This window comes from Streptomyces sp. NPDC006872 (assembly GCF_040635845.1).
GTDB lineage: Bacteria > Actinomycetota > Actinomycetes > Streptomycetales > Streptomycetaceae > Streptomyces.
Genome location: NZ_JBEYIL010000014.1, coordinates 80264 through 101573 on the forward strand (window position 1 = coordinate 80264; position 21310 = coordinate 101573).

Consider the following 21310-nt stretch of genomic DNA (forward strand, 5'->3'; position numbering starts at 1 on the left):
GGTGCGTCGTCGCTTACGCGTCCCCGAAGATGGTGCGGTGCCAGGGCTTGCGGGCAACCGCCGTGTTATCGAACATAACGTGCTTTACCTGGGTGTACTCCTCGAACGAGTACGCTGACATGTCCTTGCCGAAGCCGGAGGCCTTGTATCCGCCGTGCGGCATCTCGCTGATGATCGGGATGTGGTCGTTGATCCACACGCAGCCCGCCTTCAGCTCGCGTGTCGCGCGGTTCGCCCGGAAGACGTCCCGGGTCCAGGCGGAGGCCGCCAGCCCGTACGGGGTGTCGTCGGCGAGCGCCAGCCCCTCCTCGTCGGTGTCGAAGGGCAGGACCACCAGGACCGGCCCGAAGATCTCGGACTGGACGACCTCGCTGTCCTGGGCGGCGTCCGCGATCAGGGTGGGCAGGTAGTACGCACCCTTCTCGAGATCGCCCTGTGGAGCCGCGCCGCCGGTGACCACGCGCGCGTAGGCGCGGGCCCGGTCGACGAAGCCGGCGACCCGGTCGCGCTGCACATGGGAGACCAGCGGGCCGAGGTCGGTGCCGGCGGCGAAGGGATCGCCGAGCCGGACGGTCTCCATCAGGGCGGCCGTCCGCTCGACGAAGGCCTCGTAGAGAGGCCGCTGCACATACGCGCGCGTGGCGGCCGTGCAGTCCTGCCCGGTGTTGATGAGCGCGCCCGCGACCGCGCCGTTGGCGGCGGCCTCCAGGTCGGCGTCGTCGAAGACGACGAAGGGCGCCTTGCCGCCGAGCTCCAGATGGAGGCGCTTGACGGTCCCGGTGGCGATCTCGGCGACCCGCCTGCCGACGGCGGTGGACCCGGTGAAGGAGGTCATGGCGACGTCGGGATGCCCCACGAGATGCTCGCCGACCTCCTTACCGGTCCCGGTGACGATGTTGACGACACCGTCGGGCAGGCCGGCCTCGGTGGCCGCCAGCGCGAAGAGGAGCGAGGTGAGCGGGGTGAGCTCGGCGGGCTTCAGCACGATGGTGTTGCCCGCGGCGATCGCCGGGAGGATCTTCCAGGCGGCCATCTGGAGGGGGTAGTTCCAGGGCGCGATGGAGCCGACCACGCCGATGGGCTCGCGGCGGACGTAGGAGGTGTGGTCCCCGGAGTACTCGCCGGCCGCCTGTCCCGCGAGGTGGCGGGCGGCTCCGGCGAAGAACGCGGTGTTGTCGATGGTCCCCGGGACGTCGAACTCGCGGGTCAGCTTGAGGGGCTTGCCGCACTGGAGGGACTCGGCCCGGGCGAATTCCTCGGCGCGGTCGGCGAGGACGGCGGCGAAGCGGTGCAGTGCGTCGGAGCGCTCGCCCGGGGTGAGGCCGGACCAGCCCGGGAAGGCGGCGCGGGCGGCGGCGACGGCGGCGTCGACGTCGACCGTGGAGGCCAGCTCGTAGCGGTACACCTCCTCTCCCGTGGCCGGGTCGACCACGGCGTGGGCATGGCCCGAGGTGCCGTGGGTGAGGCGGCCCGCGATGTACTGAGCGCCGTCCGCGAGGCGCTCCTGCGCGGGGAACCGGTCCTGCATGTCGCTCTCCTCCGCCTTCGCCCCGCTCTGCACGGGGGCGGGTTGCGTAGCTCCAGCCTGATTTGATTGCCGATCCTGACAGAGCAAGGGCACTCCAACAAGTGATTCCGTTGTTGCCTTTTGGTTACGCGACGAAATCTGTCGACGGAGGGCACGCCGGAGGGGGAAAAGGCACGACGCCGTGTCAGTGGCGCGTGCCATGCTCGGGCCCATGGAGCAGATCGATGGCCTGGAGGCCCTGGTCAGGGCCGTCCGGGCGGGGGCGAGGATCAAGTACCTGCACTTCTGGGGGCACCGGCCGCAGCCTGACGGGCGGGTGGGCGCGAGCTGCCTCAGTCAGTGGTGGCCGTCACCGTTCGTGGTCGAGGGAGTCCCGTACGCGACGGCCGAGCACTGGATGATGGCGGAGAAGGCGAGGCTTTTCGAAGACGCGGAGGCGGAGAAGCGGGCGCTGGCCGCCGGACACCCCTCGCAGGCGAAGAAGGCGGGGCGGCTGGTCCGCGGCTTCGACGAGGCGATCTGGGAGCGGGAGCGGCTGCGGATCGTGGTCGAGGGCAGCGTCCACAAGTTCGCCTCGGACCCGGCACTGCGCTCGTTCCTGCTGGGCACGGGCGATCGGGTACTGGTGGAGGCCAGCCCCGTGGACCGCGTCTGGGGCATCGGCCTGTCCGCGAACGACGAGGCGGCGATGACCCCGGAGCACTGGAGAGGCCAGAACCTCCTGGGCTTCGCCCTGATGCAGGCCCGGGAGCGGCTGCGGACGGGGACGGGTACGGGTACGGCCTGAGGCAGGTCAGGGAGCCACGATCACCAGGATGCCCAGGGCGATCGCGAGGACCGTGCCGACGGCTCCGCAGATGATTCCGGCCAGGGCCTGGCCGGGGTTCGAGGCCTCGCCGCGGCGTGCCTTGCCACGGCCGATCGCGCCGAAGACGACACCGAGGATGCCGAGCACGATGGCCAACGGCCACAGGCAGAAGACGACCGCGGCGAGGATCCCGAGCACGAGTCCGGCGACGCCCATGCCGTTGCTGTCCCCCGCCCCGTTTCCGGCCCAGCCGTAGAGACCCGGAGCGCCGCCCCCGTAGTGGGGGTGGGAGGGGTAGCCGTACCCGCCGGGGTAGCCGTAGGGGACCTGCCCGGGGCCGTCCGGGGCTATGGGCGGCGGCGGGACCGCACCGCCCTGCGCGGGCGGTGCGAAGAGGTTGGGGGGCGGGCCGCCCGCGGCCGTGGCCGGGTCGGGGGGCGGGAACGAGCCGAGCGGGTCACCCGTCTGCGGGCTCCCGAAAGGGGCGGCCCAGGGCTGCGGAGTCACGCCGGGCGTCACGCCCGGCAGGGAGGTGACCGTCCGCTGGTCGTGCACGGACGGGGGCGCCTGGTCCGCGTGGGTCGGCAGTTCGTTCGCGGCGAGAGTGTGTCCGGAGCCGCTCTGCGCGCCGTCGCCCGGCGCGGCCCACGGGTTCGGCGCGGCCGGAGCACCGGCGCCGGCGTCCGCCGCGCCGTTGGCCGCGCCCTTGTCCAACCGCACTTCGGGAACCGCGTCCTGCGGACCGTCCGCCGGAGTCGGCGCGTCGTCGGACATGCGTGGATCCCCCTACTGTCGTCGCACTCGGTCGCCCTCTGCCAAGGGCCTGTCCGGCGGATCATGCCGCAGACGCGGGGTCTGGCACGCCCACCTGCGGCGTTGTCGTCGGTTGCCGACGCTCCGCGTCGACGCCCTCCTCCGCCTTGCAGTCGCACGCACCAGACCCCGCTCACCCGCGCTGATCAGTCACCGCTGCTTTCCTCCGACTTGATCCGCCGGACAGGCCCAAGCGTTCCGTCATGCTACGGCCCGCAGGCGACCCGCAGTCGGCGGGGCCGACGGCAGTCTCCCGTCTCCTCCGCCTACGATGATCCCGGGATCTCGGGATCCCGACTCACCGATCAGCCGATCACCCGCGTCCCGTCCGGCCCGCCTGGCCCGGGGCGCCGTCCCGGGGAGGACCCCATGACCGACCGCCTCGACGCAGCCGCCGCAGCCGCCGCGGCTTTCGGCCCCCGCGATCTGCACGCCTTCATCGCCGGGCTGCCCAAGGCCGAACTGCACGTCCACCACGTGGGCTCCGCCTCCCCCCGCATCGTCTCCGAGTTGGCCGCGCGGCACCCCGACTCCAAGGTGCCCACCGACCCCGAGGCCCTGGCCGACTACTTCACGTTCACGGACTTCGCCCACTTCATCGACGTGTATCTGTCCGTCGTGGACCTCATCCGCACCCCGGAGGACGTCCGGCTGCTGACGTACGAGGTCGCCCGGGACCTGGCCCGCCAGCAGGTGCGGTACGCCGAGCTGACCATCACCCCGTTCTCCTCCACCAGGCGCGGCATCGACGAACGCGCGTTCATGGACGCGATCGAGGACGCCCGCAAGGCGGCCGAGGCGGAGTTCGGGACCGTGCTGCGCTGGTGCTTCGACATCCCCGGCGAGGCGGGACTGGAGGCCGCCGAGGAGACCACCCGCCTGGCCACCGACGACCGGCTCCGCCCCGAGGGGCTGGTCTCCTTCGGGCTCGGCGGCCCCGAGATCGGCGTACCGCGCCCGCAGTTCAAGCCCTACTTCGACCGGGCCATCGCCGCCGGACTGCGCTCGGTGCCGCACGCCGGTGAGACCACCGGCCCCCAGACGGTGTGGGACGCGCTGACCCACCTGCGCGCCGAGCGCATCGGACACGGCACCAGCTCCGCGCAGGACGAGAAGCTGCTCGCGCACCTCGCCGAGCACCGCATCGCCCTGGAGGTGTGCCCGACCTCGAACATCGCCACGCGCGCGGTCCGCACCCTCGACGAGCACCCGATCAACGAGTTCGTGAAGGCGGGCGTCCTGGTCACGATCAACTCCGACGACCCGCCCATGTTCGGCACCGATCTGAACAACGAGTACGCGGTCGCCGCCCGCCTCCTCGACCTGGACGAGCGGGGCGTCGCCGCCCTCGCGGGCAACGCGGTCGACGCCTCCTTCCTGGACGAGGCGGGCAAGCGCCGCGTACGGGACGAGATCGACACGTACACCGCCGCATGGCTCAGTGCCTGACCTGGACACAATGGACCCATGCAGAACGTGACCGCCGTGGCCCATCGCGGCGACCCCTACCGCTTCCGTGAGAACACGATCGCCTCGCTGCGCTCCGCGCTCGACCAGGGCGCGGACGCCGTCGAGTTCGACGTACGGCTCACCAAGGACGGCGTGCCCGTCCTGCTGCACGACGAGACGTTGAAGCGGTTGTGGGAGCTGGACCGGCCGCTGCGGTCGCTGTCCGCGGCCGAGGTGCACGGGCTGACGGCCGGCGCGGTGCCGACCCTCGCGCAGGCGCTCGCGGCGACCGAGGGCAGTCGGCTGATGCTCGACCTGCCGGGGACCCGGGAGGTGCGCACGGCCGGGCGGATCGTCGACGCCGTCCGCGAGGCGGGGGCGGCGGACCGGGTCTACTACTGCGCCGACGCCGTCGCCATGCTCGCCGTGCGCGGCGCGGACCCGTCCGCCGAGATCGCCCTGACCTGCACCAGTCTGGCCCCGCCGCGGCCCGCGCTGCTCGCGGCGGTGAAGCCGCGCTGGCTCAACTACCGCTTCTCCCTGGTGGACCGGGCCCTCGCCGACCGCGTCCACCACGACGGCTACCTGCTCTCCGTCTGGACCCCCGACACCCGCCGCGCCATGCGCCGGCTCATCGACGCGGGCGTCGACTCCATCACCACCAACCGCATCGACGCCCTCGTGGCCCTGCGCAAACACGGCTAACCCGCGGCATACCGCAGGGGCGGGGCGATCGCCTGGGCGTCCGCCCCCTCACCGACCCAGAGCCCGATCAGCAAGGCCGCCGTCGCCTCCAGCAGGCCCGCCCGGTCCAGGCCCCCGGCGTTCAGCGGCTCGCAGCCGACGTCACGGACGAGTCGACGTACGACGTCCAGGGCCGGTTCGCTGTCCCCGCACAGGGGGACGGCGAGCGGACGGCCGTCGAAGACCGGCGAAGCCAGGCGCCAGACGCCGGAGTGGCAGAGGTTGAAGGCCTTGACGACGTGCGCGGCGGAGGCGGCGTCGGCGATGCGCTGTGCCGCCGTGGGCCCGCCCGCCGTGAGCAGGGCGAAGCCCTCGCCCACCGGGTTGGTGCAGTCGATCAGCACCCGCCCGCGCAGCACGTCCGCGAGCCCGCCGACCACGTCGGCGACCGCCGCGTACGGCAGCGCCAGCAGCACGGCGTCCGTGCCGAACTCGGCCGCCTCGCGCAGCCCCCCGGCCCGGCCGCCCGCCCGTACCTCGTGGCCCGCCCGCGCCCACTGTCCGCCCAGCGCGTCCGCCATCGATCCTGTTCCGAGAATTCCGATCCGCATACGCCTGACGGTAGGAGTCCGCTCGGGCACCATTCGGTGCGTGACTACGGACCAGGCCTTCCTCGCCGACTGCCGTGCCCGGCTCGCCTTCGACCTGCTCTCCCACACCTGGAACGCCGTGGTGCTGTGGGCGCTGCGCGGCGGCCCGGTGCGCCATGGCGAACTCCGTTCCCATATCGGCGGGATCAGCCAGAAGGTGCTGACCGAGACGCTGCGCCGGCTGGAGTTCAACGGGCTGGTGGCCCGGCATGCGCACGGCGGCGCCCCACCCCGGGTCGAGTACGAACTGACCGCGCTCGGACGGACGTTGCTGCCCGCCATCGACGCGGTCGGCGCCTGGGCCTTCGAGCACGGGGACGACGTCCTGGACGCCCAGGACCGCTACACGCGGGAGAGTTGAGCCACGGTCGCCGGGTCGGCCGGGGTCTCACGGGTGAGGTACTGCGGGACCGGGGTGTCGTCCGCGCCGGTGTCGCGGACCAGGCCGTAACGGGTCGCGCCCTGGTCGGGGCCGGTCGTGACGTCCTTCTCGACGGCGTCCCAGGTCGTCGGGAAGACATTGAGGCCGTAGTCGCCGCCCCGCTCGTTCACGGTGAGGGTGACCGTGCCGGCGACGTAGAAGTACTCGTTCTGCCACATCTGCTGTGTGCCGGGCGGCAGCACGAGGTAGCCGGTGGTCGTGCTGCCCATGCCGGTGGCCGTGCTGTCCGTGCTGCTGACGGAGTCGTCCATACGGCGGCCGCCGCCCGAGGCCACATGGAAGAGCTTGCCCTTGAGGCCGGTCCAGCTGGGCATGACCAGGTTGCCGGGCCGGTACTGCGGCGAGATCTGCCAGCGCACGAGGACATAGCCCTGGCCGCTCAGCGTCACGCTGTCCCCGCGGTGGTTCATGGTGGCGTGCGCGCCGCCGCTGCTGGTCACGCCGGACGCGGGCCGCTGCGGCAGGGCGGCCGGCACGGTGTCCGGGTCGGGCGCGCTGTCGACGGCGTCGACGACACCGCCGTACCGGGCGGTCCGCTTCTCGCTCGCCGACGCGGACGGGGACGCGGACTTCGACGGCGAGGCGGAGGCCGAGGGCGAAGGGGAGAACGGCGGGGGCGCGGTGGCCGGTGCACTCGCCGCCGTGGGCGAGACGGCCGTACGGGCGGGCGGGTCGTCGGGGGTCTGTACGACGACGTAGGCGCCGCCCGCGGCGAGCGTCGCACCGGCCGTGACCGCGACGGCCGGTTTGGTCAGCGCGGTCAGCAGCTTCGCGGACCAGCCGGCGGAGGCCGTGCCGGCGGCCGCGGCGGCCGTCTTGCCGCCGAGGGTCAGGGAGATCGTGAAGCCGACCGGGACCGGCACCAGCGCGATCCCGACGAGCAGCCGCTCCGCGGGGACGACCGACTCGCGGGGGTCGCCGCAGTAGCCGCAGCCGCGGATGTGCCGGGCCAGCCGCTTGCGCCAGACGGAGTCGGGCCGGCCGTCCCAGCGGGCGGTCAGTTCGCGCAGGTCGGGGCAGGCGCCGTCGAGGGCGCGCACGATGCCCCGGGAGACCTCCAGCCGCTCCTTCACCCGCTGGACGCGGACGGCGGCGTGCTGCCGGCTGATGCCGACGGCCGCGGCCAGCTCCCGGCGGCTGAGTTCGCCCGCGACCTCGAGCCACCACAGGGACAGCAGTTGCCGGTCCTCGTCGTCCAGCCAGCGCACCGCCTCCGCGACCTCACGCCGCTGGCCCGCCAACTGCAGCCGGAGCACGGTGAGTTCGGCGAAGTCGGCGGATTCGCCCTGCGGCACGCTGTCGTCGAGGCGCTGGGTGGTCCCACGGCGGGCGCGGTCCCGGATCTGCCGCATGGCGATCGCGACCAGCCAGGAGCGGAAGCTGTCGGGGTCACGCAGCGAGCCGAGGTTGTCGACGGCGCGCAGCATGGTCTCCTGGACGACGTCGTCGACGTCGGCGTGGCCGTTCAGGGCGCGGCCGACGATGTTGTAGACGAGCGGCAGCCAGCCCGCCACCAACTCGTCCATCGCCTGCCGGTCGCCTCCTTGCGCGTCGGCGATGGTGGCACGCCAGTGCCGGGCGGCCTCGGCGTCGGCGTACGTCCTCATGCCCGCACCCTCTCAGCCGGGCCCTGGCTGTTGGCAATGTCGGAGATCACACCCCAGGGGACGGGCGCGAGGGCCCCGGGATAACACTTTTTGGCTCCCCTTAGGGGGCAACCCCATCAACTCCTCTATTTGGTAAGGGAGTTGCTCGGGGTCGCGTCAGGGGCGCACCCCTCCTCCCCGACGATCCGGCCGGACCGCCTCCCGCCGGAGGATCGTCCCGAATCCCGAGCCCCTCACCCCTGGAGCCTTCGTATGCGCCGCCGCACCCGCATCGCCGCCGTCTCTCTCGTCCTCGCCCTCACGGCGGCCGGGCCGCTGGCCGCCCCGGCCTTCGCCACGCCCACCGCAGCCGCAGCCGGCGCAGCCGCCGCACAGCACACGAACGGCCTCGACACCCAGGCCCTCGCCGCCGCGCTCGCCGGGCTCCCGGACGCCGACGCGACCGCCGCCCTCGTCCGGGTCGGCGGCACCGACGGCGTCTGGCGCGGCAGCGCGGGCGTGCACGATCTGGCGAGCGGCGCGCCCGCGGACCCGGACGCCCGGTTCCGGGCCGGCTCGACGACGAAGGTGGTGACGGCGGCGGCCGTGCTGCGGCTCGCGGCCGAACGGCGGATCGACCTGGACACGCCGATCCAGCACTATCTGCCCGGCCTCCTCGGCAGGCAGTTCCGGCCGATCACCGTGCGCCAGCTGCTCAACCACACCAGCGGCATCCCGGCGGGCGACAGTCTCGGCGGCACCTTCGAGGAGGTGTACGCGCACCGCTTCGACACCCTCACCCCGCAGCGCGTCGCCGCGTCGGCGGGCGCGAAGCAGCCGGAGTTCTGCCCGGGGAAGAAACAGCACTACCTCAACATCAACTACACGTTCCTCGGCCTGCTGATCGAGAAGGTGACCGGGCACTCGTACGCCTCCGAGGCCACCCGGCTGGTGCTCGCGCCGGCCGGGATGCGGGACACGTACTTCCCGGGCGCCGACCCGCGCATCCTCGGCCCGCACAACCTGGGCTACCAGGCGGTGGAGAAGGCCGACGGGACGACGGAGTTCCTGGACGTCACCGAGTGGAACCAGGCGGACCGGTTCGCGGCCGGGGACATGATCTCCACGACCGTGGACCTGGAGCGGCTGGTCACCGCCCTGTTCCGGGGCCGGATCGTGCCGGAGCCGCAGCTCGAGGAGATGTTCACGGTCCCGGCGGGCATCAAGGGCGCCGCCTACAGCGCGGGACTCACCCGGTTCGAGGCCGACGGGCAGGTCTACTGGGTCAAGTCCGGCGGCCGGTACGGCTACAACTCCGCCGTCGCCGCCACCCGTGACCTCAGCCGCACCCTCGTCTACTCGGTGAACTCCACGGACGCCAAGAGCGAGGACGCGAATCCGGTCGTCACCCGGATCATCACGGCGGCGCTCAAGTAGCTCACCGCAGCGGGTCCTCGAGCGCCACGTTGCGCAGGCCCGGCAGATGGCCGTCCAGCTCCCCCGGCTCGAACCGGCACATGCCCACCGCGTGCCAGAACTCGCCGGTGACGTCGCCCTCGTACTTGTAGCCGCCGGACGGCGCGAGTGCGGCCCAGCCGCCCGGCAGGCCGACCAGAGTCGCGCGCAGCACGGCCGGGCCGTCGGCGGGGACCTGCCACAGCCGGACGGTGCCGTCCTCGCCGCCGCTCGCCAGAGTCGAGCCGTCGGGGCTGAAGGCGACCGCGAGCACGCGGCCGGTGTGGCCGGTCAGGGCGGCGACTTCCCGGCCGGTGCGGGTGTCCCAGAGGCGGATCGTCCGGTCGTCGCCCGCGGTCGCCAGCAGCGGGCGGTTCGGGTGGGCGGCGGCCGTCCACACCTTGCCGGTGTGCCCGGTGAGCCGGTGCGCGGCCACGCCGTCCCGCCAGATCACCGCCCGGCCGTCCCAGGAGGCGCTGGCCAGCCAGGAGCCGTCGGGCGCGAACGTCACGGCGTACACCCGGTCGGTGTGCCCGTCGAGGACGGCGGTGATCCGACGCTCGGCCAGGTCCCAGATGCGCACCTTGCGGTCGTCGCAGCCGGTCGCCAGGACCGCGCCGTCGGGCCGGAAGGCGACCGAGCGGACCCGCCCGAAGTGCTCGCCGATGGTGACGACGTGCGCGCCGGTCGCCCGGTACCACAGGCACACCGTGTCGTCGTCGTTGGCGGTGGCGAGGAGTTCGCCGTCCGGGCTGAACGCCTCCGCCCAGACGTGGTCGGTCTCGACGTCCATCTCGCGCTGGTACTCGCCCGTCTCGGCGTTCCACAGATACATGTCGCCGTCGCTGCTCGCGGTGGCGAGCAGCGGGCCGCCGGGGCTGAACACGGCCGAGATCAGCCGGTCGCTCTGCCCGGCCAGCTCCCGCAGCCGCCGCCCGGAGACGCAGTGCCACAGCCGGACGACGCCGTCGTTCCCGCCCGCCGCCAGCATCGAGCCGTCGGCGCTGAAGGAGAGCGTGCCGATCCGCCGCCCGTGCCCGCGCAGGATCCGCCGCCCCTGACCGGTGGCCGGGTCCCAGAGCCGGACGACGCCGTCGTTGCCGCCGGTGACCAGCAGCGACCCGGTCTCCGGGGCGGTCCCCTCCCCGGTCGGCCGGAACTTGCACACCCACACCGAGCCGCGGTGCTCGGTGGGCTGCCGGGTGAGCGGCAGAGCGACCGGGTCGGCCTCCGGGGCGAACCGCCACAGCCGGACGACGCCCTGGCTGTCCCCGGCGGCGAGCAGCGTCCCGTCGGGATCGAACAGCACCTGGTAGACGGCCCCGCGGCAGCCGCCGAGCACCCCGGCGCCGGCCCCGGCGGCCAGGTCCCACAGCCGCACCTCCCCCTCGGTGTCGCCGCTCACCAGGAACCGGCCCCCGGGGTGGAAGTCCAGCGTGTAGACGCGGCCGGCGTGCCCGGTGAACGTGTGCACCACCCGCCGCCCGGCCACGTCCCACACCCGCACGGTGCCGGCCCGTCCGTCGCCCATGTCGCCGGTGGCCAGCAGTGTGCCGTCCGGACTGAACCGGGCCCGGAACACCGCGCCCCGATGCCCCGGCAGCGCCCCGAGCAGCCGCCCGGAGCCGAGATCCCACAGCCGGACGGCGGCGGAGGCGTCCCCGGTGACGAGGGTGGCGTTGTCGGCGGTGAACGCGACGGTGTAGACGGGCGCGGAGTGACCGGACAGCCGGTGCAGCGGGGCCCCGGTGGCCGTGTCCCACACGGTGACCACCCCGTCGGCGTCGCCGGTGGCGAGCAGGGATCCCCCGGCGTCCAGGACGACCGGCCAGACGCCCCGCGGGTGGATCTCCAGCCGGTGCCGGCACGCGCCGGACACCGGGTCCCACAGCCGGACGGTGCCGTCCGCGCTGCCGGTGGCGAGGATCCGTTCGCGGAACTTGACGGCGTAGACGCGGTCGGTGTGGCCCTGCAGGGTGCGCAGGGCGGTCCCGGTGACGGCGTCGCAGACCAGCACCCCGCCGTCCTCGCTGCCGACGGCGAGGAGCTCGCCGTCGGGGCTGTAGGAGATGGGTTCGGGCAGTCGGCTGGTGCGCATGTCGAAGCCGTAGGGCACGCCGACCGCGGAGGGCCGGAACCCGGAGTCGACGGCCATGCCGGGCGCGAGCGCCGCGACCGACAGTTCCGGGCTGTCCGGCAGCCCCGCTCCGGTGGTCGCGCCGATGAGCGCGGCCCGCCGCCAGCGGCCGCCCTCGACCCGGGCGCCGGTCAGATCGGTGCGGATCAGCCGGGCCCGCCGCAGATCGGCCCCGCGCAGGTCGGCCCCGGTGAGATCGGCGCCGTCGAGTCGCGCGCCGGTCAGCCGGGCGTCCCGCAGGACGGCGCCGGAGAGGTTGGCGCCGACGAGCCGGGCGTCGGTGAGGTCGGCGCGGGTGAGGTCGACGCCGGAGAAGTCGCGGTAGGAGAGGTCCTCCCCGGCGAGGGCCGCGCCGCGCAGGTCGGTGTGGGCGGGCACCCGCAGCCGGGAGAGGATCTTCACGGCGTTGGCGCGGGACACCTCCGCGCCCCCGGTCTCCCGTGCGGCCAGCACCTGTTCGGCCCACTCCTGGCAGGCCCGGTGGTCGGCCAGGTCGCACAGGAACTCCACGGCGAGCTGGCTGAGCTGACGCCGGCCGAGCAGCGTGCTGTCCCCGGCGGTCAGCCGCAGCGCGCACTCCCGGGCGATGAGCCATTCCACCACCGAGCCGTGGATGAACCGGAAGACGCCGTCCTCGCTGCGCACCAGCAGGCTGCCGGAGCCGACCGCGTGCGCGGCCTGCGGGACGGACAGTCGGCTGTCGGCGAGGCCGGTCAGGGTCTCGGCCACGTCCGTCAGCTCGTCGAGCCGCAGCGAGTCCTGGCCGCTCTGCCACAGCCGCAGGGCGAGCGCGGTGACCGCGTTCCACAGCTGTTCCAGGCTGAGTCCGGGGGGCCGGCCGGGGCCGCCGGCCCGCTGCTGCTCGAAGCGCAGCCAGGCGGTGAGCACCTCCTCGTAGAGTCCGGCGGGGCTGAGCGCGCGGCCGGCCCCGGCGACGGCGCGCAGCTGGTCGTCGTCCAGGTCGGCGACGAAACCCAGCAGCCGGGGGTTGCGGCACAGGGCGAGCAGGTCGGGGATGGCGTCGAGCTGGTGCACCCGGCGGTCGGCGGCGCGGTCGTCGCCGTCGTAGCGGTTGATCAGGTAGGCGCGGATCTGCGCGGGGGTGAACTCCTGGACGGCGAGCACCCGGCGGTGCGGGAGCAGGCCGACGCGCTCGCCGAGCGCGGTCAGCACCTGGCCCTGGGAGCGGAAGTGCTGGGTGCGGCTGCTGACGACGATCTTGGCGCTGTCGACGGCGGAGTCCAGCAGCACCTGGAGGCGTTCGGCGGCCCGGTCGTAGGTCACCCGCGTGACGAGTTCGTCGAAGCCGTCGAAGAGGAGGACTATCCGGCCCTGCTGGAGCATGTATCTGAAGGCGCGCAGGTCGATGTTGTCGACGCCGTGGGCGGCGAGGTGGGCGGCGACCAGTCCCTCGAAGGAGTAGGCCCGGTCCAGCGCGTTCAGCTCGACCAACAGCGGTACCAGGTGCGGGAGTTCGACGGGGATCCGGCGGGCCAGCTCGCGCAGCGCGAACGTCTTGCCGTGGCCGAAGTCGCCGAGCAGGAGCAGAAAGCGGCCCTGGTCGCAGTCGAGGAGGCGGAGCATGTCGTCGACCAGGCCGTCGCGGTCCTCGGCGTCGAGCCGCTCGGCCTCGCGGTACCGCTGGGGCAGGTACATGCCCGGCGGGTAGCGGGGGTCGGTGCGCAGCCGCTCGCTCTGGGCGCCGACGTACGCCCGCAGGTCGAGCAGGCCCTGGAACTCGGTGAAGCTGCGCACCCGGACGCCTCTGCGGCGGGCCTGGTCGCGCAGTTCGCGGGCGGGCGGCGGGCCGTCGTGGACGAGTTCGGCCTCGGTCTCGGAGTCGGCCGCGTGGACGAGCGCGACCACCCGTTCGACGTCCTGGTCGGTGGGGGTGCCGGTGTGCACGGCGACGCGCTGCTGCCGTACGAACCCCGACTGGGTCCAGGTGACGAGGAGTTGGGGCACGGGACCGGCGACCGGGCGGATCTGCGCGCCCTCGTGCCGGGTCCGGCAGACCTCCGCGACCCGGGCCAGCAGTATCTCGGCGGGCGACTGCACGGCCCGCGGCTCGGGATCGGGCACGGCCGTCGTGTCCGGGACGCCGGTGGGGCCGTCGTCGGAGTGGTCGTCGGGGGCGAAGGCCCGGTGGGCGCGCCGCCACTCGACGCGGCTGCGGCGCGGCTCGCCGGGGCCCGGCCAGGCGGTGAGTCCGTCGCGGCCGATGCGCAGCAGCTGGTGCCGGGCGGGTCCGGGCGCGCCGAGCAGCGGCAGCTCGCCGGCGGCGGTGGGCAGGGCGGGGTGCGCGCCGGGGCCGGTCGGGCCGTGCAGCAGCAGATGCAGCCGGGGCGCGGTGAGCCTGGCGAGCACGTCGGTGTCGCGCAGCGGCCCCGAGCCGTCCGCGGCGGCGGCCGCGCGCGCCGTCCCGGCCCGGGCCGTCCCGGGGGCGTGCCGCAGCGCGCCGATGCGCAGCCACCCCTCCTCCTCGTAGGGCCGCAGCGCCTGCGCGAACCAGGCGGCCTGCTCGGGCCCCAGAAGTCCGTACCGGTCGTCGGGCCGATGGCTGTAGGCCATCGAGGAGTTCAGCCCGGCGACGACGGTGTGCAGCTCCGGCACGGGGAAGAGGGTCCACGGCTGATCGCTGTCGAAGACGGCGTCGAGCCCCTGGTACAGCTCCTGGAAGAGCCGGGCGAAGTGCCGCCACTTGGGCCAGTACGGCGGCCGGGGCGGCATCTCGTCGGCCTCGCAGGTGCTGAAGTAGGCCCGGCAAGCGGCCTGGTTGACGTCATGGCCGCCCGGGACGAGCGCGACCCGGTGCGGTTCGAGGCCGAGCAGCGCCCGCAGTCCGGTGAGGAAGGCGAGCGCCTGGTCGAACTCGCGGGGGCTGCCGGAGGCGGTCAGGTCGCCGGTGACGACCAGCAGTTCGGGGGCGGGCGCCCCGGCGTCGTACAGCTCGACGAGGTCGCCCCAGATCGCCGCCTGCAGCTCGGCCGGATCCTGGCCGCGTCCGAACGCGGGCCCGGCCAGCTGCAGCACGGTGACCGCCTCCCGGGTCGCCGGGTCCCCGGTGACCCGCGGGTACGCGGGCGGCGCGGCGGGCCTGCGCCGCCCGGCCCAGCCGGCCCGCCCGAGCGGGCGTCCGGCGGCGGGCGCGACCGGCACGGCGGGGGCGGGCGGGACCGGCCGGCCGTCACCCGGATAGGCGGGCCGCAGGCTCGGCCGGGCCCGCCCGTCGAGGGCCTGCCGGACCCGGGTGAGGAGCAGGTCGCGGGCGGCGGAGGGATCGGTGACGGGCACCAGGTCGACATAGGTGATGGTGGCGAGCAGCCCCTCCACGGGGATGTCCTCGACCCGGACCGTGAGCAGCCGCCGCTCGGGCGCGTCCGGGTCGGCACGCAGCGCGGCCTGCCACTCCATCCGGCCGTACCGGGAGCGCTCGTAGTTGCGCGACAGCACGGCGATGACGGCCGCGGACTCGCTCACCCCCCGGTCCATGAAGTCCACGAAGTTGGTGCCCGCCACGAAGTCCCAGGCCTGCAGGACCGTGCGGTACCCGGCCTCCTCCAGCGTCCAGGCGATCCAGGACGCCCAGCGTTCGTCGGCCGGCGAATAGCTGACGAAGAAGTCCAACGGCCCTGCGTCATCGGTCATCTGACGACCCCCCATGTATGCATGATGCCGTGAGCGAGCGTAGATATGGGCTTTTTCCGGACCGGTCCCCGTCCCTGGTCACAGCGGAGCACAAATGTGCGACCCTTCCCCCCGTGTCTGTGCTGAGGCGTCTGCATGTGCTCGACCGGGTGGCGATCGGTCTTCTCGCGACCGGACTGGTGTGTGTGGCCTCGGGCTTGCTGCCGACCGGTTCGGCGTCCGACGCGATGACCCGGATCGCCCCGCTGCTGGCCTTCCTGGGCACGGTGATCGTGCTCGCCGAACTCACCAGCAGGGCCGAGGTGTTCGATGTGGTCGCGGCGCGGGTGGCGCGGGCGGGCCGGGGCAGCTATCCACTGCTGTTCCTGCTGTGCGTGGCGTTCGCCTCGGTCACGACCATCGCCCTGAACCTGGACACGACGGCGGTTCTGCTGACGCCGGTGATGCTGGCGCTGGCGGCGAGGCTCGGCATCGCGGCGGTCCCGCTGGCGATGACGACGGTCTGGCTGGCGAACACGGCGAGCCTGCTCCTGCCGGTCTCCAATCTGACGAACCTGCTGGCCGCGGACCGCGTCGCGCTGTCCCCGCTGGGGCTCGCGGGCCGGATGTGGGCGCCCCAGCTGGCGGCGATCGCGGTGACGATGGCCTGCCTGTGGGGGTTCTACTGGCGCCGGGGCCGCCGCACGGCGGCCGGATCGAGCGACGGATCGAGCGGCGGGCCGGGCGCGGTGCAGGTGACGGAGCGGGTGCGCGAGAAGACCCCCGACCGATACGAGCCGCCGCCGGTCCACAGTCCCGCCGACCCCGTCCTCTTCCGCGCCTGCGCGCTCGCCTGCGGCGGGTTCCTGCTGGCGATCCTGGTCGCCGACGTGGAGCTGTGGATCGCGTCCGCGACGGCCGCCGCGGTCGCCGTCGCGGCGTTTGCGCTGCGCGGCCGCTCGGCGCTGCGCTGGTCGCTGATCCCCTGGCGGCTGCTGGTGATGGTGCCGGGGATGTTCCTGGTGGTGGAGACGGTCAACGAGCACGGTCTGCACGATCTGCTGGCCTCGGCGGTCGGCGAGGACGGGGGTCTGCTGGGCCAGTTCCGTGCGGCGGCGGTCGGCGGCGGTCTGTCGAACGTCCTGAACAACCTGCCGGTCTACCTGGCCGGCGAGGGGGCCGTGCCGGTCGCCAACCACGATCAGCTCCTCGCCCTGCTGGTGGGCACCAATGCGGGCCCGGTGATCACCCCGTGGGCCTCCCTGGCGACCCTGCTGTGGTACGAACGCTGCCTCGCGTACGGCGTCCGGGTGCCGGTGGCCCGGCTGATGGGGACCGGCGCGGTACTGGCGGTCACGGCGGTGGCGGCATCGGTCGCCGCGTTGGCACTCACTCGGTAGCCGTCCGGTGTTCAGGAGGTGGGCACGGCGGAGTCGGCGACCAGTTCCAGCAACGACGGCAGCATCTCCGGCCGGCCCGCGACGAAGGAACGCTCGGTGTCGGGGCCGGTGAAGCCGCCGGTGAAGTCGCGGCCGTCGAGATGGCGCAGGACGACTCCGGCCTCGCGGGCCAGCAGGGCGCCGGCCGGCAGGTCGATGGCCTCGGCGCGGTAGCCGACGAAGCCGTCGATGTCCCCGCGGGCCAGCATCGCCCAGGCCAGCAGGGGCGCCCACAGCTGGAGCAGGCGGCGGGAGCGCAGCTCCAGGGTGTGCCGCAGCGCGCGGACCGCGGGGTCGTCGCGGCGCACCGCGTGTCCCTGGGTCCAGGCCAGCAGCGGTCCCGCCGGGGAGGGCGGTCGGCCCGCGGGGGTGCGCAGCCGTCCGGCGGGGCCGTGCGCGCCGCCGCCGTGCCGGGCGGACCAGGTCCGTCCGGTCACCGGGTCGTGCACCACGCCGACCACCGGCGCCCCGTCGACGCAGAGGGCGACGCCGACGACGTAGACGGGCAGCCCGATCACCACGTTGTTGCTGCCGTCGAGGGGATCCACCAGCCAGGTCCGGCCGCGATCCCCGCCCCTGCCGCCGTCCCGGCCGCCGTCGCCGTCCCGGCCGCCGTCGCCGCCCAGGTCGCCGGCCTCCTCGGCGAGGACGCGGTCGTGCGGGAACTCGGCGCGGATCCGGTCGACCACCACGGCCTCGGCCAGCAGGTCCAGGTCGGTGACGACATCGCCGCGGTCCCCCTTGGGACGGGCCGCGAAGCCGTCCGGGAAGCGGGACCGCAACAGCGCCCCGGCCGCCTCGGCGGCCGCCACCGCCGTACGGCACTCGGCGGTGAAGTCGTCGCCGGCGAAAGCGGTCGGGTCAGCCGGGCGGGGGTCGGTGCTCATGGATCCTCCTGAGCGCGGCCTGGGCGATCCGGGCGGTCTGGGCCGCGTCGCACATCCTGCGGACCACCCGGTGGCCCGGGGCCCGTACCGGGCCCAGGGAGAGGTCCGCCCCGCCGGGCAGCGTCCGTCCCAGCACCAGGGTGGCGGTCGGACGGCCGTCCGGCACCACGGTGGTGTGGAACTCGCCCGCGGCAAGGGCGTAGGTCTGGCCTCGTGAGCTGGTCCGCTCGGGGCCCGGAGAGCAGCGCACCAGCCGTCTGGTGGGCCGCAGTTCGTCCACCCCGGAGGGTTCGCTGCGCACCTCGAAGACCCGGTGGGTGGGCTGCGCGCTCTCCTCGGCCACCTCCATCCGCCGGTCGCTGAGCCGCCCGTACAGCACGGTGCTGGTCAACTCCCAGCTGTGCGAGTGCACTTGATGGTCGATCAGGATCGGGTCCGTAGGCCCGAAGACGTGCACACAGACGCCCTCGGCGCCGTCGCGCAGCACGGGCAGGCAGACGAACCCCAGTGGATGGCGCACCGCGCGCAGGACGCGGCGGCCGGACACGATCTCTTCCAGTTCCGATGCGGCGTGCCGCATCAGCTCGGCGGACGCCCCCCGCCGTGCGGCCCGTTCCAGGGCCGGGTAGTCCATCGCTCCCCCCTCGTCAGACCGAAGAAAGCCGGCGCTCTCATCTGCGGTAGGGATCCTCCGCGTGCAGCGCCTTGTCGATGACGTCGCCGACGTCGCGGTCGGTGAAACTCGCCGGCAGCGGCAGTCCGAGCCGCTCCAGCAGTCGTCTGACCTCGTCGACGGTCGGCTCGTCGCCGAGCGGGGTGGCCTCCCGCAGGTCGAGTTTGACCGCCTGCTCGCGGCTGAGGTGCAACTCGGTGACGTAGTAGTCGTACAGCGGCCGCCCCCGCTCGACGTACAGGCTCACCCGGCGCGGGTCGTCCTGGGTGATGATCAGGCAGGTGTCGGACAGGTCGAAGCGCAACGCCGGTGCCACGGAGCTGAGATGGACGTCGATCTCCAGGGTGTCCAGCCGCTGCCGGTGCCAACTGGCCGCCAGGACGGTGGCGTACGACTCCTTGCGGGTGCGTTCGAGGGTCCAGCCGCCGGTGTCCTCGTGTCCGAAGGTGCGTCTGAAGCGGGCGTAGGCCTCGCACACCCGGTCGTCGGCCGGGTTGACGATGTCGATCTTCATGCTGAGGGAACGGCGCTGCCGCTGCGCCTCGCGCACGCACTCCGGCAGGGTGACCGCCCGCAGATAGGTGCCGGTGCCGCCCTTGAACACCCAGCGGGCGGTGCTGCGTCGGGCCTGTTCGTGCGCCAGGCCCACCTCCGGGCCGGCCAGCGTGCGGACCATCGCCAGGTCCTCGATGGCCCGGCTCGTCCCGGCGGTGGCGGCGCGGAGGTCGGCCATCCGCCGTCGGCGCTCGGTCAGCGAGCCGTACACCAGCGCGGCCAGGACCAGCAGGATGGCGCCGGAGACGATGTCGTTGTCCTCGTCGAAGCCCTTGTCCGTGACGTCCAGCAGGGCCACGGTCAGCGCCAGCCCGATGGCGACGACGCCGTCCGCGTTGCGGACCGCCCACGCGATCGAGTCCTCCAGCCGGCGCCCCGACGGCTGCGGTGTACTGCGCGACACGACCACCCTCCCCCGACGGCGACCTCCAGGGTAGGAGCAACCGCCCCCCGACGGCTACGGTGCGTGGATCGGCCTCAGCGGCGCGTACTCGACGCGGACGGCGCGACGGACGGCGTACTCGGCTCGGCCGACTCGTCCCGCGCCGCCGGTGTCGGCGACAGGCTACGGGCGGAGTCGGCGGGGGAGGCAGCGGTGTCGATGGGCGCAGTCGAGGCCCGGTCGTCCGGTACGGGGGTCGGGGCCCCCTCGGTAGGGCGCTGGTCGGCCTGCCCGGGCGAGGCCGCCCGGGAGGGCACGGCCGACGGGGTGGGCACGGTCGCCGAGCCGCTCACCGACGGCGGGGCGAGCGGGACCGTCGGACGCGCGGGCGCGTCGGACGCCGTCAGACGCAGCGGCAGCAGGACGACGAGCGCGAGGGCCGCGCAGGTCGCCCCGGCCCCGGCGGCGGCGCGCAGCAGCCGACGGCGGGCCGCGCCACGGCGGACCTCCTCGTAGCGGCCGGGCGGCGGGCCGAGGTGGCCGGAGGCGGGTCGCAGGATGACGGTGAGGGGGTCGTCGGGGTCGAGGTCCGGGCCGTCGTCGAAGTCGTCAGCAGGTGTGATCAAGGCTTCTCCTCAGATGGGCGCGGAGCAGTTCACGGGCCGCGTGCAGGTCGGCCTTGACGGTTCCTTCCTTGCGCCCGGTCAGCACGGACACCTCCCTGATCGGCATGTCAGCGTAGTAGTGCAGCAGGATCGGCACGCGCAGCCGGTCGGGCAGGGACTGCACGAGCATCCGCACCGAGGGGTCGACCGGTTCGGCGGGCGGGGCGACGGCGGCCTCGACGCCGACCCGGCGCACGGCCCGGCGCTCCCGTTCGAGCTTGCGCCAGTGGTCGCGGACCAGGTTGGCGGCGGTGACGAACAGAAAGCCCTGGGGCTCCGCGACCGCCGTCCAACGGGCCCAGAGCCGGGTGAACGCCTCCGAGGCGATCTCGTGCGCCGTCTCGTCGTCGTCGACGAGCCGGCGGCACCAGCCGGCGAGGCGTGGGTAGAGGGCGGCGAACAGCTCGGACGCCGCCCTCTCCCGCGAGGCTGACCGCTTCAACGTTCTCCCGCAGCACTCGACCCGGCGCCGGGCGACGGGCTCAGCTCGGCGAAGACGATCACGTTGTCGCGGTATCCGTCGCCGGTACGGGGGCCGCCGCACGTGATGAGACGCAACTCGGGCCGGTCCACGTTCCCGTAGACGTCCTCGGTCGGGAACTCGGCCTTGTCGACGGTGCGTACCTCGGTGACGGCGAACTCGGCCGTCGTGCCGTTCTCCAGGCGCGCCGCGATCAGGTCGCCCTTGCGCAACTGATCGAGTCGGCGGAACACGCCGTCGCCGTACCGGCCGACCGTGACATGGCCGAGGACGACCGACGGCCCGGTCTGCCCCGGCGTCGGCGAGTTCTCGTACCATCCCGCCCGGTCGTCCTTCTCGACCGGAGGCACCTCGACGGTGCCGTCGGCGGCCAGCCCCAGCCGCATGACCGGGGTGTCGACCTCGATGGCGGGGATCCGCAGCCCGACCGGCGCCGAGCGCGCGAGGGGCTGCGCCGCCCGGGCGACGGGGGCCGAGGAAGCGTCCGGCGTGCGTACGGCGGCCGGTTCGGCCTCGTCGGCGGCGCAGCCCGTGAGCAGCAGCAGAGCCGCCAGAGCCGCGAGGGCGGCCGGGGCGCGCCTGGAGAGGGGGCTCATGCGCCGGTCGCCCTCCGGCGCCGTACGACGTAGAAGGCGGTGCCGGCCGCCGCGAACACCGCGGCCGTGCTGCCGCCGATCAGCGTGCCGTGGCTCTCGGCCGCCGGCTCCTCGACACCGGTGTCGGCCGCGCCCCGCGGCACGACGCCGACCTGGCTCGGAACGGCGGACGGAGCCGTGCCGGCCTCGTCCGCCGGCGTCTGTTCGGTCGGGGCCGCGCTCGGCACCGGGCTCGCGCTGCGGGTGTCGGGGACGGGGGTCGGCGTCCCCGCGTCGGCGAGCGCGGGCGCCGCGCCGGCCAGCAGGGCGGTGGTCGCAACTGCCAGGGCGGCGAGGCCCGTTCGGGGCATGAGTCGCATGAATCGCTCTCTTTCATCGGTCCGTCGACGGATCGAGCGACGGATCGAGCGAAGAGACGAGACAGCCCGGAGACGGGTTGCAAAGAGATGGCAA

Annotated in this window: 18 protein-coding genes; 6 read left to right on the forward strand and 12 right to left on the reverse strand. The window is 74.0% G+C overall.

Features of this window, described 5'->3' with window-relative positions; translation table 11 throughout:
- Positions 1-13: 13 nt before the first annotated feature.
- Complete coding sequence (locus tag ABZ725_RS34945) at positions 14-1528, reverse strand: gamma-aminobutyraldehyde dehydrogenase (RefSeq protein ID WP_358806470.1); 1515 nt, start codon at positions 1526-1528, stop codon at positions 14-16.
- Between the two features lie 211 nt (positions 1529-1739).
- Between ABZ725_RS34945 and ABZ725_RS34950 the strand changes: the two genes are divergently transcribed.
- Positions 1740-2315 carry an NADAR family protein gene (locus ABZ725_RS34950; protein WP_358806471.1) on the forward strand — a complete coding sequence of 192 codons (576 nt, stop codon included), beginning with the start codon at positions 1740-1742 and terminating at the stop codon, positions 2313-2315.
- Positions 2316-2321: 6 nt separating this feature from the next.
- Here the strand turns inward: ABZ725_RS34950 and ABZ725_RS34955 are convergent, their stop codons facing one another.
- A complete protein-coding gene (locus tag ABZ725_RS34955) occupies positions 2322-3110 on the reverse strand; it encodes a DUF4190 domain-containing protein (protein ID WP_358806472.1) in 789 nt (262 codons plus the stop codon).
- A gap of 408 nt (positions 3111-3518) precedes the next feature.
- Here ABZ725_RS34955 and ABZ725_RS34960 point away from each other — a divergent pair, with 408 nt between their 5' ends.
- Together ABZ725_RS34960 and ABZ725_RS34965 are read left to right on the forward strand one after the other, a co-directional pair.
- Positions 3519-4598: an adenosine deaminase gene (locus tag ABZ725_RS34960; RefSeq protein ID WP_358806473.1), complete on the forward strand. Its 1080-nt coding sequence runs from the start codon at positions 3519-3521 to the stop codon at positions 4596-4598.
- A gap of 18 nt (positions 4599-4616) precedes the next feature.
- Positions 4617-5303 (forward strand): glycerophosphodiester phosphodiesterase, encoded by a 687-nt coding sequence (locus ABZ725_RS34965; RefSeq protein WP_358806474.1) that lies wholly within the window; start codon positions 4617-4619, stop codon positions 5301-5303.
- Here the strand turns inward: ABZ725_RS34965 and ABZ725_RS34970 are convergent.
- The gene (locus ABZ725_RS34970; protein WP_358806475.1) at positions 5300-5893 is read right to left on the reverse strand and encodes an NAD(P)-binding domain-containing protein; all 594 of its coding nucleotides are present in this window, start codon (positions 5891-5893) and stop codon (positions 5300-5302) included. The two genes, ABZ725_RS34965 and ABZ725_RS34970, sit on opposite strands and share 4 nt — an antisense overlap.
- A 40-nt stretch (positions 5894-5933) precedes the next feature.
- Between ABZ725_RS34970 and ABZ725_RS34975 the strand changes: the two genes are divergently transcribed.
- Positions 5934-6293, forward strand: a complete 360-nt coding sequence (locus tag ABZ725_RS34975; protein ID WP_358806476.1) for a helix-turn-helix domain-containing protein — start codon at positions 5934-5936, stop codon at positions 6291-6293.
- On the opposite strand, the gene ABZ725_RS34980 is transcribed toward ABZ725_RS34975, so the two are convergent.
- Positions 6275-7981 carry a sigma-70 family RNA polymerase sigma factor gene (locus ABZ725_RS34980; RefSeq protein WP_358806477.1) on the reverse strand — a complete coding sequence of 569 codons (1707 nt, stop codon included), beginning with the start codon at positions 7979-7981 and terminating at the stop codon, positions 6275-6277. The genes ABZ725_RS34975 and ABZ725_RS34980 overlap by 19 nt on opposite strands.
- Before the next feature lie 252 nt (positions 7982-8233).
- Here ABZ725_RS34980 and ABZ725_RS34985 point away from each other — a divergent pair, with 252 nt between their 5' ends.
- A complete protein-coding gene (locus tag ABZ725_RS34985) occupies positions 8234-9397 on the forward strand; it encodes a serine hydrolase domain-containing protein (protein ID WP_358806478.1) in 1164 nt (387 codons plus the stop codon).
- A 1-nt stretch (position 9398) separates the two neighbouring features.
- Here the strand turns inward: ABZ725_RS34985 and ABZ725_RS34990 are convergent, their stop codons facing one another.
- Positions 9399-15200, reverse strand: coding sequence for a TIR domain-containing protein (locus ABZ725_RS34990; RefSeq protein ID WP_358806479.1), 5802 nt, complete (start codon positions 15198-15200; stop codon positions 9399-9401).
- 113 nt (positions 15201-15313) lie between these two features.
- Between ABZ725_RS34990 and ABZ725_RS34995 the strand changes: the two genes are divergently transcribed.
- The gene (locus tag ABZ725_RS34995; protein WP_358806480.1) at positions 15314-16579 is read left to right on the forward strand and encodes an SLC13 family permease; all 1266 of its coding nucleotides are present in this window, start codon (positions 15314-15316) and stop codon (positions 16577-16579) included.
- Positions 16580-16590: 11 nt separating this feature from the next.
- Here ABZ725_RS34995 and ABZ725_RS35000 read toward each other — a convergent pair whose 3' ends face one another.
- The 7 genes from ABZ725_RS35000 to ABZ725_RS35030 all read right to left on the reverse strand — a co-directional run bounded on the left by ABZ725_RS35000 (position 16591) and on the right by ABZ725_RS35030 (position 21207).
- Entirely contained in the window at positions 16591-17505 is a 915-nt protein-coding gene (locus ABZ725_RS35000; protein ID WP_358806481.1) for an inositol monophosphatase family protein, read from the reverse strand.
- Complete coding sequence (locus tag ABZ725_RS35005; protein WP_358806482.1) at positions 17480-18139, reverse strand: hypothetical protein; 660 nt, start codon at positions 18137-18139, stop codon at positions 17480-17482. The genes ABZ725_RS35000 and ABZ725_RS35005 overlap by 26 nt, the downstream gene beginning before the upstream one ends.
- Before the next feature lie 37 nt (positions 18140-18176).
- Positions 18177-19136, reverse strand: a complete 960-nt coding sequence (locus tag ABZ725_RS35010) for a hypothetical protein (protein WP_351919585.1) — start codon at positions 19134-19136, stop codon at positions 18177-18179.
- A gap of 74 nt (positions 19137-19210) precedes the next feature.
- Positions 19211-19741, reverse strand: coding sequence for a hypothetical protein (locus ABZ725_RS35015; protein ID WP_358806483.1), 531 nt, complete (start codon positions 19739-19741; stop codon positions 19211-19213).
- Positions 19725-20222 carry an RNA polymerase sigma factor gene (locus ABZ725_RS35020; RefSeq protein ID WP_351919582.1) on the reverse strand — a complete coding sequence of 166 codons (498 nt, stop codon included), beginning with the start codon at positions 20220-20222 and terminating at the stop codon, positions 19725-19727. Before ABZ725_RS35020 ends, ABZ725_RS35015 begins: the two co-directional genes overlap by 17 nt.
- Positions 20219-20857 carry a class F sortase gene (locus tag ABZ725_RS35025; RefSeq protein ID WP_358806484.1) on the reverse strand — a complete coding sequence of 213 codons (639 nt, stop codon included), beginning with the start codon at positions 20855-20857 and terminating at the stop codon, positions 20219-20221. Before ABZ725_RS35025 ends, ABZ725_RS35020 begins: the two co-directional genes overlap by 4 nt.
- Positions 20854-21207, reverse strand: coding sequence for a sortase-dependent protein (locus tag ABZ725_RS35030; protein ID WP_351919595.1), 354 nt, complete (start codon positions 21205-21207; stop codon positions 20854-20856). Before ABZ725_RS35030 ends, ABZ725_RS35025 begins: the two co-directional genes overlap by 4 nt.
- Positions 21208-21310 lie beyond the last annotated feature (103 nt).